12 protein-coding genes are annotated in these 12,620 nt (G+C 72.1%); 9 read left to right on the forward strand and 3 right to left on the reverse strand.

Annotated features, from left to right (window positions below):
* The first annotated feature begins 9 nt into the window (after positions 1-9).
* The 4 genes from ACIBQ1_RS49300 to ACIBQ1_RS49315 are packed head-to-tail and all read left to right on the forward strand — an operon-like array spanning position 10 to position 3,898.
* A complete protein-coding gene (locus ACIBQ1_RS49300) occupies positions 10-1,251 on the forward strand; it encodes an ABC transporter substrate-binding protein (RefSeq protein WP_397288744.1) in 1,242 nt (413 codons plus the stop codon).
* 31 nt (positions 1,252-1,282) lie between these two features.
* Positions 1,283-2,149 carry a carbohydrate ABC transporter permease gene (locus ACIBQ1_RS49305; RefSeq protein ID WP_397288746.1) on the forward strand — a complete coding sequence of 289 codons (867 nt, stop codon included), beginning with the start codon at positions 1,283-1,285 and terminating at the stop codon, positions 2,147-2,149.
* The gene (locus ACIBQ1_RS49310) at positions 2,146-3,012 is read left to right on the forward strand and encodes a carbohydrate ABC transporter permease (RefSeq protein ID WP_397288748.1); all 867 of its coding nucleotides are present in this window, start codon (positions 2,146-2,148) and stop codon (positions 3,010-3,012) included. Before ACIBQ1_RS49305 ends, ACIBQ1_RS49310 begins: the two co-directional genes overlap by 4 nt.
* 10 nt (positions 3,013-3,022) lie before the next feature.
* Positions 3,023-3,898 (forward strand): dihydrodipicolinate synthase family protein, encoded by an 876-nt coding sequence (locus ACIBQ1_RS49315; protein WP_397288750.1) that lies wholly within the window; start codon positions 3,023-3,025, stop codon positions 3,896-3,898.
* Here the strand turns inward: ACIBQ1_RS49315 and ACIBQ1_RS49320 are convergent, their stop codons facing one another.
* The 3 genes from ACIBQ1_RS49320 to ACIBQ1_RS49330 are packed head-to-tail and all read right to left on the reverse strand — an operon-like array spanning position 3,899 to position 7,391.
* Entirely contained in the window at positions 3,899-5,848 is a 1,950-nt protein-coding gene (locus ACIBQ1_RS49320; protein WP_397288752.1) for a hypothetical protein, read from the reverse strand.
* A 44-nt stretch (positions 5,849-5,892) separates the two neighbouring features.
* Positions 5,893-6,621 (reverse strand): amidohydrolase family protein, encoded by a 729-nt coding sequence (locus tag ACIBQ1_RS49325; RefSeq protein ID WP_397288754.1) that lies wholly within the window; start codon positions 6,619-6,621, stop codon positions 5,893-5,895.
* Positions 6,618-7,391, reverse strand: a complete 774-nt coding sequence (locus ACIBQ1_RS49330; RefSeq protein ID WP_397288755.1) for an amidohydrolase family protein — start codon at positions 7,389-7,391, stop codon at positions 6,618-6,620. Before ACIBQ1_RS49330 ends, ACIBQ1_RS49325 begins: the two co-directional genes overlap by 4 nt.
* An 85-nt stretch (positions 7,392-7,476) precedes the next feature.
* Here ACIBQ1_RS49330 and ACIBQ1_RS49335 point away from each other — a divergent pair, with 85 nt between their 5' ends.
* The 5 genes from ACIBQ1_RS49335 to ACIBQ1_RS49355 all read left to right on the forward strand — a co-directional run bounded on the left by ACIBQ1_RS49335 (position 7,477) and on the right by ACIBQ1_RS49355 (position 12,596).
* Positions 7,477-9,456 (forward strand): hypothetical protein, encoded by a 1,980-nt coding sequence (locus tag ACIBQ1_RS49335; RefSeq protein ID WP_397288756.1) that lies wholly within the window; start codon positions 7,477-7,479, stop codon positions 9,454-9,456.
* Positions 9,457-9,475: 19 nt separating this feature from the next.
* The gene (locus tag ACIBQ1_RS49340) at positions 9,476-10,177 is read left to right on the forward strand and encodes an amidohydrolase family protein (protein WP_397288757.1); all 702 of its coding nucleotides are present in this window, start codon (positions 9,476-9,478) and stop codon (positions 10,175-10,177) included.
* Positions 10,174-10,887 carry an amidohydrolase family protein gene (locus ACIBQ1_RS49345; protein ID WP_397288758.1) on the forward strand — a complete coding sequence of 238 codons (714 nt, stop codon included), beginning with the start codon at positions 10,174-10,176 and terminating at the stop codon, positions 10,885-10,887. Before ACIBQ1_RS49340 ends, ACIBQ1_RS49345 begins: the two co-directional genes overlap by 4 nt.
* Positions 10,888-10,901: 14 nt before the next feature.
* Complete coding sequence (locus ACIBQ1_RS49350; protein ID WP_397288759.1) at positions 10,902-12,071, forward strand: DegT/DnrJ/EryC1/StrS family aminotransferase; 1,170 nt, start codon at positions 10,902-10,904, stop codon at positions 12,069-12,071.
* Between the two features lie 93 nt (positions 12,072-12,164).
* Positions 12,165-12,596 carry a calmodulin-binding protein gene (locus ACIBQ1_RS49355; RefSeq protein ID WP_397288760.1) on the forward strand — a complete coding sequence of 144 codons (432 nt, stop codon included), beginning with the start codon at positions 12,165-12,167 and terminating at the stop codon, positions 12,594-12,596.
* The last annotated feature ends 24 nt before the right edge of the window (positions 12,597-12,620 follow it).

Genomic DNA, 12,620 nt, shown 5'->3' on the forward strand with positions numbered 1-12,620 from the left:
AAGCCGCCGATGAAGAAGGCAGCGGCAGTCGGCCTCGCGGCCGCCCTGAGCCTCGCGGCCGCCGGGTGCGGATCCAGCAGCGGCTCGGACAAGAGCACCGTGACCCTTTGGATGTATCCCGTCATCGGGGACCAGGCCAAGAACCTGGCGTTCTGGGGCAAGGTGGAGAAGGACTTCGAGGCCGCGAACCCCACGATCGACGTCAAGATCGACCAGCAGCCCTGGGAGGGCCGCCAGGAGAAGGTCACCACCGCACTGGTCTCGAAGAAGGGCTTCGACCTGGTGGTGCTCGGTCCCGACCAGATCCCCCAGTACGCCCAGCAGGGCACGGTCGAGCCGGTGGACGACATCGTCGCCCCGGCCAAGTCCTCCTACCTGCCCAGCTCCCTGGCCGCCCTGACCGTCAACGGCAAGCTGTACGGCGTCCCGATCTACCAGACGATCACCGCGCCCATCTACAACAAGAAGCTGTTCGCCGACGCGGGCGTCGAGAAGGTGCCGGAGACGCTGGCGGAGCTGAAGGAGGCCGCGCCCAAGCTGGCCGCCAAGAAGGTCGCCGTGCTGGACTACCCGGGCAAGCCCGGCGTCAGCCTGAACCAGAGCTTCTACCCGATCCTGTGGGCCAACGGCGGCTCGGTCTTCGCCGCCGACGGCAAGAGCGTCGCCTTCAACGGCCAGGAGGGCGTGGCCAGCCTGCAGTTCCTGCTCGACCTGAAGGCCGCGGGCGGCCTGCCGGAGAACACCGCGAGCAAGACAAACGACGTCGAGGGCGGCCCGCTGGCCGCCGGCAAGACCGCCATGTACCACGCGGCCACCGCCGGCATGGCCGACCAGCTCGGCACGGCCATCGGCGCCGACAACGTCGGCATCGGCCTGCCGCTCGAAGGGACCAAGCGGGTCGCGTTCGGCATCCCCGGCGCCCTTGTGCTGGCCAAGCACACCGAGAACAAGGACGCCGCCAAGAAGCTCGCCACCTACCTGGCCTCGCCCGAGGTGTCCGCCGGGCTGGCCAAGGAGTCGGGCTTCTTCCCCGCCCGCACGGACGTGACCGTGCCCGACCAGTCGGCGACGGCCAAGGAGTTCGCCAAGTCCCTGCAGTTCGCCTTCCCCGGCGACACCCACCCCAAGGCCCGTCAGGTGATGGGCGTGCTGGCGCCGCACATCCAGGCGGCGCTGCTCGGCAAGGAGGACGCCAAGACCGCGCTCGACGCGGCCGCCAAGGAGGCCGACCAGCTGCTCGGCACCGGCTGAGCCCGCACACCCGCCAGAAAGGAAACACCTGGTGCGTCAACGCCTGCGTGACCCGGTCACCGGCCTGCTGTTCGTGCTGCCCGTGCTCGTGCTCTTCCTGATCTTCCGGATCTTCCCGTCGCTGGGCGCGGCGGGGATGAGCCTGACGAACTGGAACATCGGCGGCGACTGGGAGTTCATCGGCGCGGACAACTACGCCCGGCTGCTCGACGACGTGAACTTCTGGTTGAGCCTGCGGGTCACGCTCGTGTACGTGGCGATCTACGTGCCGCTCACGCTGCTCGTGGCGCTCGGCACGGCGCTGCTGCTCAATCAGGTGGTCTTCATGCGCGGGCTGTTCCGCGGCATGCTGTTCCTGCCGTACGTCACCAGCTTCGTGCTGGCGGGCATCATCTGGCGCTGGATCTACGAGTTTGACGGGCTGATCAACGGCCTGCTGGCCAAGGCGGACCTCGGCCCGGTGGCGTTCCTGGAGCAGACGGCCGTGGTCCTGCCCGCGCTGGCCGTGGTGTCGGTGTGGAAGGGCTTCGGCTACTCGATGCTGATCCTGCTGGCCGGGCTGAAGTCGATCCCGTCCTCCTATCTTGAGGCGGCCAGGGTGGACGGGGCGAGCACGTGGCAGCGGTTCCGCAGGATCACGCTGCCGCTGCTCAAGCCCACGATCTTCTTCGTCGTGGTGATCGAGACGATCAGCGCGTTCCAGACCTTCGACACCGTGTACGTGATGACGGGCGGCGGCCCGGCCAGGGCCACCTACACGCTCATCTTCGGCATCTACGACCACGGCTTCCGGTCGTTCGACTTCGGCTACGCCGCCACGTGGGGCATGGTGCTGTTCGCGATCGTGCTGATCGTGTCGCTGGTCCAGCGCCGGTTCCTGGATCGGGGGAACTCTTGACGATCACCGCGTCCCGGCCCATCACCGAGGTGCGGGCGGCCCGCTCCGCCCGCCGCCGGTGGTGGCGGGGCAAGTGGCCGCTGGCCGCGCTGCTCGCGGTGCTGTCGGTGCTGACCGTCAGCCCGTTCGTGGCGATGTTCATCGTGGCGCTGTCGCCGGCGGGCCGGCCGACCGTGCCGGTGCGGTGGCCGGACTCGCTCACGCTCGACAACATCACGCGCGTGCTGGAGTCGTCCGGGTTCGTCACGTGGACGATCAACTCGCTGGTCTACGCCCTGGTCTCCGTGGTGATCATCCTGCTCACCTCGTCCATGGCCGGGTACGCGTTCGCCAAGAAGCGCTTCCCCGGCCGCGAGGCCATGTTCTGGACGTTCCTCGCCACCATGATGGTGCCGTTCCAGGCCACGCTCATCCCCACGTTCGTGCTGGTCAACAGCCTGGGCGGGGTGGACACGTTCTGGGGCCTGATCGTGCCCACGCTGGCGAACTCGCAGGCCGTCTTCCTGATGCGGCAGTTCATCCTGGGGCTGCCGGACGAGCTGTTCGACGCGGCCAAGGTCGACGGGGCCTCCGAGTGGCGGGTCTACTGGACGATCGTGGTGCCGCTGACCAAGCCGATCCTGGCGACGCTCGGCGTGTTCGTGTTCCTGTGGCACTGGAACGACTTCCTGTGGCCGCTGGTCGTCGGCCAGAGCGACGCCACCCGCACGCTGACCGTCGGGCTGACCACGCTGCGGACCGAGGAGCTGCAGTTGTCGATGCTCATGTCCTCGGCGGCCGTGTCGGTGCTGCCGTGCCTGCTGGTGTTCTTCCTGCTGCAGCGGTACCTGGTCAACAGCATCGCGATGACCGGCCTGAAATAGGGTCGTGCGGGTGGACATCGCTGCACGAAACCTTCGAGACCGTCTCGGCGGCGCGCTGATCGCCGCCGCGGCCACCCCCATGACCGCGTCCGGCGAGGTGGACCTCGACGTGGTCTCCCGCTACCTCTCCGGCCTGGTGCTCGACGGCGTCACCGGCCTGGCCGTGCTCGCCCACACGGGTCGCGGCCCGTACCTCGACCCGGACGTCCGCGCCGGCGTCATCGAGCGCGCGGTCGCTCTGGGCGTTCCGGTGCTGGTCGGCGTGGGCGGCGGAGCGGAGGATCCGGCGGCGCAGGCGCGGGTGGCGGCCGAGCTGGGCGCCGACGGCGTGCTCGTCTTCCCGTCCGACGGCGACCGGGTGGCGCTGCACGAGCAGGTGTGGCGGGCGGCCCGGCTGCCGATGATCGCCTTCGACCTCTACACCCGCCCGTGCCCCGCCGGCACGCTGCGCGAGCTCCTGGCGCATCCCGGCGTCGCGGGGCTGAAGACGGCCTTGCTGTCGGACGCGATGGGCTGCCAGCGGGCCATCGCGCTGACCAGGGAGGCCGGCAGGCTGGCGATCACGGGGGAGGACCGCATGTTCGGCCCGTCCCTGCTGTGGGGCGCCGAGGCGGCCCTGGTCGGCATCGCCGCGGCGGGCGTCGGGGTGACCGCCGCCGTCCTGGAGGCGTTCGCGGGCAAGGAGCTGCGCGTGTTCGAGGAGGCGTCCGGGCGGCTGGACCGGCTGGCGCGGGCCACGTTCACCGAGCCCATGGAGGGCTACGTGCAGCGCATGCTCTGGCTGGCCGCCGCCGAGGGCCGCGTGCCCGGGACGCACGCCCACGACCCGTACGGCCCGTCCCTCCCGGAGGAGGAGCGGGCCGTGGTGCTCGCCGCGTTCGGTTGATCAGCGGCCCGCGATGGCCACCCGGACGAGGTTGCGGGCGCGCACCGCGTACAGGGCCCGGCGGGAGGGGTCGAGCGCCAGCTTGGGCTCCCCGCCGAACCACTGCCCGGCCAGCCCCTCCACGATGGGCTTCGCGGTGAACGCGACCAGGTCGATCTTGTAGATCGAGCCGCCGTCCGTGCAGTACGCCACCCGGCCGGTGACGAACAGCTCGCCGCCCTTCGCCCCGACCTTGATCGTCCTGGTGACCTTCCTGTGCCGCGGGTCGAACTCGAACACCTCGCCCCCGCTCGCCATGCCGTACAGGGTGCCGTTCGCGCCGAGGGCGAGCGAGGAGATCATGCGGGCGCCGGGGACCGGCTCCAGCTGCCAGAGCAGCTTGCGCGTGCGCAGGTCGAACGCGGCCAGGCGGGCGGTCGTCGTGACCGGCGGCAGGCCGAGGCCCTCCTGGATCAGGGTGCCCAGGTAGGCGACGCCCTGCCGGGCGACGACCGAGTAGACGGTCTGGCGCTCCACCGCCGGCCGGTACGTCTCGTACGTGCCGGTCCTGGGCGAGTACAGGGAGAGCGCGCCGTTCATGTGGCCGGGCTCCGGCTGGGTCGGCATGACGATCAGGCCCGTCGTGACGTCGTAGGCGAGGTCGCGCGGGCGGTCCTGCTGGTTGCCCGTGCGGGCGATCAGCTCGGCCTCGGCCTTCCCGCGACGGTGCGCGTACAGGGCCGCCTGGGTGTAGACGCCCAGGTACGTGGTGTCGCCGACGGTGAGCAGCGTCTTCGGCTCGCCCGAGATGCCCAGCCGGGTCACCTTGCCGGTCGCGAGGTCGTGGACGTCCGCGCCGCCCTTGCCGCCGACGTAGACGCGCCGCCCGTCGGAGTGCACGGACATCGGTTCCTCGGGAGCCGCCTTGAAGCCGCGCTGCACGAGGTTGACGTAGTCGAGCGACCCGGTCGCCGGGTCGTAGACGAAGACCGCGCTGTCCTGGATGCCGTAGATCCGGCCCTTGTGGGCCAGGATGCGGTGGGTCAGGGCCTCGAAGTAGGGGACGCCGAGCACCTCCAGCTTCTCCGTGGCCAGGTGGTAGCGGTAGAACGTGCCGGAGGGGCGGCCGGCGAAGTAGACGTACCCGTCGTGGATCAGGACCGCGACGATGTACTTCTCGCCGGCGGCGGTGGCCTTGACGACCTTGTAATTCTGCGGCGCGGCCTTCTCCAGCACGACCAGCTCGGCCAGCGAGTTCATGCCGCCGGCCAGGTGGGTCTCCGACATCCCCATGCTGGAGACCCAGTCGCGGTCGGCCACGGCGGAGGGCAGGAGGTCGCGCTTCTCGCCGGTCCTGCGGTCGATCGCGATCAGGTGGGCGTTGGCGCCGATCCCGGCGTAGACGTAGGCGTCGTCGGCCTGGATGCTGCGGACGTACGCCTCGCCGGGGGCGGGCTGGCCCAGGTCGCGGCTCGTGCCGGTGGCCGGGTCGTACTCCCAGACGCGGCCGGGCTCCGACGTGCCCAGGTAGACCTTGCCGTCGGGGGAGGAGGCCATGGTCCAGATGTAGTGGTCGGGGTATTCGGCGACCTTGGTGACCTGGCCGGCGATGGTGTCGATCTTGTACAGGTCGGATCTCGCGTGGGTGCCGACGTAGATGTCGGTGCCGACCTTGCACATCGCCCAGATGCCCACGCCGGTGGGAATGTCGAAATGGGTCGTGACCGAATCCTGGGCGAGGTCGAACGCGCCGACGACGTTGGGTGACAGGCCGCGTGAGCCGGCGTAGAGCACCCCGCCGACGAACTCCCCGTTGCCCAGCGGGCTGGCCACGCTCGCCGGCCCCATGTCGGTGACCGTGCCCTCGGGCTGGGCTTTCCCGTGAGTGGAGGCGCGGGCTGGCGTGGCCGTGAACGTGGCGGCCGCCGTGGTCGCGGCGGCCGCCTGGAGGAAACGACGGCGGGGGATCATGCGCGGGCTCCCTTGGTGAAGTTTGGGCCGCACGCTATAACGGGCTAGGCCGTAATGTCCAGAGCGAAGAGCGCCGCGGCGTTGCGCCAGGCGATCCGCTCGGCCGTCGCGCCGGTGAGACCCGCCGCCGCGACCGCCCCGAACGCCGACGACGGGTCGATCAGCGTCGCGTCCGTGCCGAACAGGAGCTGCGCCGGGTCCACGGCCGCGACCACCTCCGCGATGCGCCCGGCGGGGAAGTGCGACCAGCAGGGCTCCAGGTAGAGGCGGTCGCAGGCGTTCGCGGCCTCGATGGCGTACCGGAACCCGTCGGCGCCCATGTGCCCGGCGATCACCCGCAGGTCCGGGATGTCCCGGCAGACCTCCGCCAGGGCGAGCACGGAGGTGCCCCAGGTGTGCACGAGCGCGGGCCGTCCGGTCGCGGCCACCAGCGTGAGCGCGTCGCGCAGCCGCGCGGAGCCGACCGGCGAACCCGTGTAATCGGTGTGGATCTTCACGCCGACGAACCGGCCGCCCGGCAGGTACGCCGCCAGGTCCGCCTCCGCCTCGCGCAGCCGGCGCGGGTTGACCGTGACGTAGCCGAGCAGGCGGTCCTGCGTCTCCAGGTAGGCGGCCAGGGCGCGGTTGCCGGCGGCGGCGTCGTAGATGACGGCCTCGGTGGCCGACACGATCGCCCGGTCGATGCCGTAGCGGTCCATGGTGGCGAGGTTGGCCTCGGCCACGTCCATGGTGAAGAACCACGGGCCCCAGTGGGCGTGCACGTCGATGATCATGACTGCGGCCTCCTCAGGAGCCTCTGCGCGTTGCCGCCCGCCACGGCGGCGATCTCCTCCGGCTTCAGGCCGCTGGTGGCCAGGCGCAGGAGGGGGACGAGCGGTTCGTAGTGGGGGGCGCGGGAGCCGTACAGGAGGCGGTCGGCGCCGAGTTCGGCGGCGGCGAGCTCCAGCGCGTCGGGGGAGTTGAGCAGGCGGGTGGAGGTGTGGAAGCCGGGCTCGTCCGCGGCCGCCACCAGGAAGTCGCCCAGGTGGTAGAAGTGCGTGTCGAGGAAGACCACGCCGGCCCCGAGCCCCGCGAAGGGCTGCCAGAACCTGCGCACGTCACCGCCGGTGAGCACCACCAGGCCGAGCCGCGCCGCCTGGCGCGCGACGTGCCTGACGGACGGGAAGCCCGCCTCGACCCCCTGCTCGTCGGGGAACAGCCGGACCGCCCCGACGCCCTCGCCCGCCAGCCGCTCCAGCTCGCGCGAGGCGCCGATCGGGTCGCGCAGGTCCACGGCCCCGACGGGGACGACCTCCGGGCCCGCCTGCGCGATCAGCTCGTCGTTGCCCGAGCGCACGTCGAACAGCGCGGACCGCAGGCTCGCCACCGCCGCCGCCCTGATCCGGTGCTCGCCCAGCAGCCGCAGCACCGGCTCCGGGGCGCCGGGCGGGCCGTCGCGGTCCGGGTAGGCCCCGAACAGCACGTCCACATCCAGCGCCACCTCCAGCCCGCCCACCGGCCGCCACGCGTCGAACGGAGTTCCGGACCCATCCTCAATCGCCATGCCGCACATCATGCCATTGACGAACTGTGCTTATAAAGTTACGGTCTGGCCCATAATTGCTCAGCAATGAACGTGAGGTGCGCCCATGCTCCGATCCCTCCTGGTCATTCTGTCGGCGCTCTTACCCGCGCTCCTCACCGGCCCGCTCGCCCGGGCGGCGGCGTCCTGCGACGCTCCGGCGGTGGAGCGGTTCGGCCCCGCGTCGGTCACCGGCGCCATCGTGGGCGCCACCGTGCTCGACGGGCACGCCTACGTGGTGACCCGCGGCCTGAAGCCGCCCGTGCTCGCCGACATCGACCTGGCCACCCGGAAGGTCGTCAGGAGCGTGACCCTGCCCGACGGCCCGGCCGCCGGCGAGCCGGAGGGCGCGTGGGCCACGGCCGTGTCCGGCGGCAAGATCTACGTCGGCACCTACCCGGTGCCCGACCTCTACAGCTTCGACCCGGCCACGGGCGCGGTGGAGCGCCTGGCGTCGTTCGGGAAGAACGGCGGCTTCGTCTGGAGCCTGGCCGCCGCGCCCGACGGCACCCTCTACGCGGGCACCTACCCGGACGGCCGGGTCCGGGAGTACGTGCCGGCCACGGGCGCGGTGCGCGACTTCGGCGTGCTGGCCCAGGGCGAGCGGTACGTGCGCGCGGTCGCCGCGGACGCCACCTACGTCTACGCGGGCCTGCTCGACAAGGCCAGGCTCGTCCGGATCACCCGGGCGGACGGCACGGTGAAGGAGCTGGCCGCCGCCCCGGCCGGCGTCGGCGCCATCGCCCTGCACGGCGACCGGGTGCTGGCCGCCGCCGGTGACACGCTGATCGACATCCGCTCGGACGGCACGGACGAGCGCCGGGCGACCCTGGCCGGTGGCACGATCGACATGCTGACCGTGGCCGGCTCCACGGGCGGGGACGACACCGTCTACGCCACCTCCCGGCCCGACGGCGCCGTCCACCGCTACCGCGCGGGCGAGACCGCCTTCACCAAGGTCGCCGAACCGCCGTCGCCCGGCGACGAGACCAGGCGGCTGCAGCAGCTCGACGACGACACGATGCTCGGCTTCTCCGGCAGCGGCGGCATGTGGTGGCTGGACCTGCGCACGGGCGAGTCCGAGTTCGTCGACCTGATCGACGCCGGTCTGCCCAGCGGCCCGGAGCGCCCCCAGAGCATGCTCCTGGTGCCGAACCGCGCCGTCTACATCGGCGGCCACTTCTCCATGGAGGTGCGTGACCTGCGCACGGGCGAGAAGCGCAGGTTCCGGATGCCCGGCGAGCCGAAGGACCTCGTGCGGAAGGGCGACAAGATCTACGCCGCGATGTACCCGAGCGGGCAGATCGTCTCCGTCGACCTGCGTACGGACCGGGTGCGCGGCGTCGCCTACCTGGGACACGGCCAGCAGCGCCCCTGGGACATCGAGTACGACCCCGCCACCGGCAAGCTCGTGGTCGCCAGCGCCCCGCTCGGCGCCAAGCTGAACGGCGCCCTGTCCGTGATCGACCCCCGCACCGGCCGCATCGACGTCTACGAGGGCGTCATCCCCGACCAGAGCCTCATGAGCCTGTCGGTCGACCCCCGCGGCGGCGTCGTCTACCTGGGCGGCGACGTGCTCGGCGGGGGCGGCACCCCGCCGGTCCGGACGTCCGCCTCGGTGGCCGCCTTCGACCTGCGCGCCCGCAAGGTGCTCTGGCAGGTGGACCCGGTGCCGGGACACCGTACGTTCCAGGACGTCAAGGCGCACGGCGGGCTGCTGTACGGCGTCTACAAGCGCGACTCGGGCACCTGGATCGCCATGGACCTGGCCACCAGGACGGTGGTGCGGCAGGGCAAGCTCTCCGGGTACGGCGAGCTGACCGTGCACCGGGGCAAGGTGTTCGCGTCCACGTTCTTCGGCGGCGGGAACGCCTACGAGCTGGGCGCCGAGGCCAAGCCGCTGGCCACCGGGCTCGGCGACGAGTGGTACACCAACCCGCAGCTGCGCTTCGAGCCCGGCTCCTGGCGGGCGTGGGCGCTCGTGGGCCGGGACCTGGCCAGGATCCGGCTCGACCCGCGCTGCCCGGCCTTGACCGTCACTCCGTAATCTAGCTAGGTTTCGGTCTGTGCCGAAATATGTGATCGATGCCCACCGGCTCATCGGCCCGGTGCCGTTCGACGACCTGCCGACGGACCCGCGGGACGAGATGAGCCGGCTGGGCATCGACCGGGCCTGCGTCACCCACACGCTCAGCCTCCACTCCGACCCGAAGGCGGGCAACGAGGCGCTGCTCGCGCTCGACGACCCCCGGCTCATCCCCGTGCCCGTCGTGGTGCCCGTTGTTGTTCCGGGGGCCGGGGAGCCGGACGGGCCGGAGGAGGTGGCGGCGTGGGGCGTACGGATGATCAGGCTCTGCCCGGAACGCCACCGTTTCGACCTCACGGGACCGTGGGCCCTGCGGTGGCTGGCCGAGATCGGGCTCCCCGTCGCGATCGACCTCGACGAGACCTCGCCCGCCCAGCTCCACCACCTCGCCGAACGCCTGCCCGGCCTGCCGGTGCTCGTGCTCAACTCCGGCTACCGCCGCCTGCGCGCGCTGGCCGAGCTGATGGCCGAGGCGCCGAACGTGCGGGCCGAGATCGGCACCGTCAACACCCAGGGCGGCGTCGAGTGGCTGGCGGCGCGGTTCGGGGCGGGGCGGCTGGCGTTCGGCACGGGCGCGCCGGTGTCCGACGACTGCGGCCCCCGCTTCCTGCTCGACCACCTCGACCTGCCCCCGGAGGACGTCGAGCGCATCGCCGCCGGGACGCTGGAGGCGCTGCTGTGATCCTCGACGCGCACGGCCACGTCGGCACCTGGCCCGACTTCCTCATCCCCCACCCCACCGCCGAACACCTCCTGGTCGCGATGGACCGGATCGGCGTCACCGCGATGGGCATCAGCCACCTGCTCGCCGTCGGCCCGGACGCGGTGCGCGGCAACGAGCTGGCCATGGAGATCGCCGAACGGTTCCCCGGCAGGTTCGGGGTCTGGCAGGTCTACAACCCGCACCACCGCACCCCGCTCGCCCGCGACGGCGTGTGGGGGGTCAAGCTCCACCCCGACGTGCACCAGTGCCGCCTGGACGACCCCCTGTACGAGCCGGTCTGGCGGCTCGGGCTGCCGGTCCTCGCGCACGGCCAGACGGACTCGCCCTGGAGCGACCCCGCCCAGTTCGCCGCCGTCGCCGCCCGGCATCCGCACGTGCCGCTGATCATGGGGCACACCGGGCTCTGGTCGTACGGGTTCGGCCGCGCGGCCCGGCTCGTGGCCGACCGCCCGAACGTGTACCTGGAGACGTGCGGTTCGAGGATGACCGGCCGCTGGATCGCCCGGCTGGCCGCCCTGGCGGGGGCCGAGCGGGTGCTGTTCGGGTCGGACGCCTGCTTCCTCGACCTGCGCACCGGCTACGGCCGCGTCGCCCTGGCCCCGCTCACCGACACCGACCGCGCCCTCGTCCAGGGCGCCAACCTGGCCCGCCTGCTCGGCCTCTCGTGAAGGGACGTCTCCCCGTGACGCTCGCCATCCACGGCGGCACGCCGGTCCGCTCGGCCCCCTGGCCCGCCTGGCCGCCGCCCCTCGACCCCGCCCAGCGCGAGCTCGTCACCAAGGTGCTCGAGAGCGGCCTGTGGGGAGCCACGCAGGGCGGTTCCGTGGTGGCGGACCTGACCGGCGCGTTCGCTCGCCGCTCCGGCGTCCCGTACGGCGTCGCGGTGGGCAACGCCACGCTCGGCCTGTTCGCCGCGCTCCGCGGCCTGGGCGTGGGCAAGGGGGACGAGGTGATCGTCCCGGCGTACACGTTCGTGGCCTCGGCCACCGCCGTGCTGCTGGCCGGCGCCGTCCCCGTCATCGCCGACGTGGACCCGGCGGATCTGCACCTGTCCCCGCGGGCCGTGCAGGACGCCGTGACCGGCCGGACCGCGGCGATCATGCCCGTGCACCTGGCGGGCAGCCCCGCCGCCATGGACCCGCTCAACGATCTGGCAGCCCGCCACGGCCTCGCGGTCGTCGAGGACGCCGCCCAGGCGCACGGCGCCACGTACCGGGACCGCCCCGTGGGCGGCCTGGGCGACGCGGGGGTCTACAGCTTCCAGGCGAGCAAGGCGATGACCGCCGGTGAGGGCGGCCTGATCGTCTGCCGCGACCAGGCCGTGCACGACCGCGTCTGGTCGGCCTGCAACGTCGGCCGCGCGCCCGGCGGGCGCTGGTACGGCCACCCGTCCGTCGGCTGGAACCTGCGCCTGACCGAGATCCAGGCGGCGCTCCTGCTGCCCTGGCTGGACCGCCTCGACGAGGAGATCGACCGCAGGAACGCCTTCTGCGCCGCCCTGGAGCGCGAGCTGGCCCACGTCCCCGGGGTGAGCGTGGTGCCGCGGCCGGAGGGCACCACGCGGGACTCGCGCCACCTGGTCATGTTGCGCCTCGACGCCGGCGTGGACCGGGAGTTCGTGCCGGCCGCCATGGCCGCGGAGGGGGTGCCGCTCGACGCCGGCTACCCGCCGCTCGGCACGATGGCCGCCCTCACCGCCGAGGGCGCCCGCGCCGAGCCCTGCCCGGCCGCGGAGGAGGCCGCCAGGACCGTGGTGTGGGTGCGCCAGGCCATGCTCATGGACGCGCCGGAGGCGGCCGGCGACATCGCCGAGGCCCTCGCGAAGGTGCTCACAGCAGGTGAGGGCCACTGAACTGTCGCCATTACGTTCAGTGGTGGAGCAACTACAGTATGTGATGCATGGCCGTGGAAAACGGCCCATCGGTACTGGAGGTGCATCCCCCGAATGCGCAGCATCCCCGCCAAGATCGCAGCCGTCCTCGCGGCAGTCGCGATGCTCGTCGTGACCGCCCCCGCGCCCGTCCAGGCGGCTCCGGCGGCCTACTTCGAGTTCACCGACATCACGGGAGAGCGGTTCGTCATCCAGCTCACCGACCCCGACAAGATCCAGCACGCCCGCGACCTGATCAACGGCACCACCGCGGACAGGCCGCACGTTCTCGGGCGCATCCTGCCGCGCACGGCCTACTACAACCCGAGGTGGAGCTACCACCTGCGGTCCGAGACGATCGACTTCTTCGACTACGCGATCGAGGTCTGCGACGCGACCATCCCCTACGTCGAAGACCATCTGGGCGAGGCCGGGGGGGCCTTCCTGCCCGGCTACGTGTGGTGCCCGTGGAGCTCGCGCCTCGAACGCGAACTGTCCGGGATCTAGTCGCACCGGCCCCTCGCGGGAGGA

The sequence above is a fragment of the Nonomuraea sp. NPDC050153 genome, from assembly GCF_044460125.1.
Classification (GTDB): domain Bacteria; phylum Actinomycetota; class Actinomycetes; order Streptosporangiales; family Streptosporangiaceae; genus Nonomuraea.

Bases quoted from the DNA above. Each gene is read 5' to 3' on its own strand.
- ACIBQ1_RS49300 (WP_397288744.1), top strand. From the start codon at position 10: ATGAAGAAGGCAGCGGCAGTCGGCCTCGCGGCCGCCCTGAGCCTCGCG.
- ACIBQ1_RS49320 (WP_397288752.1), bottom strand. From the start codon at position 5,848: ATGATCCCCCGCCGTCGTTTCCTCCAGGCGGCCGCCGCGACCACGGCG.
- ACIBQ1_RS49325 (WP_397288754.1), bottom strand. From the start codon at position 6,621: ATGATCATCGACGTGCACGCCCACTGGGGCCCGTGGTTCTTCACCATG.
- ACIBQ1_RS49330 (WP_397288755.1), bottom strand. From the start codon at position 7,391: ATGGCGATTGAGGATGGGTCCGGAACTCCGTTCGACGCGTGGCGGCCG.
- ACIBQ1_RS49335 (WP_397288756.1), top strand. From the start codon at position 7,477: ATGCTCCGATCCCTCCTGGTCATTCTGTCGGCGCTCTTACCCGCGCTC.
- ACIBQ1_RS49355 (WP_397288760.1), top strand. From the start codon at position 12,165: ATGCGCAGCATCCCCGCCAAGATCGCAGCCGTCCTCGCGGCAGTCGCG.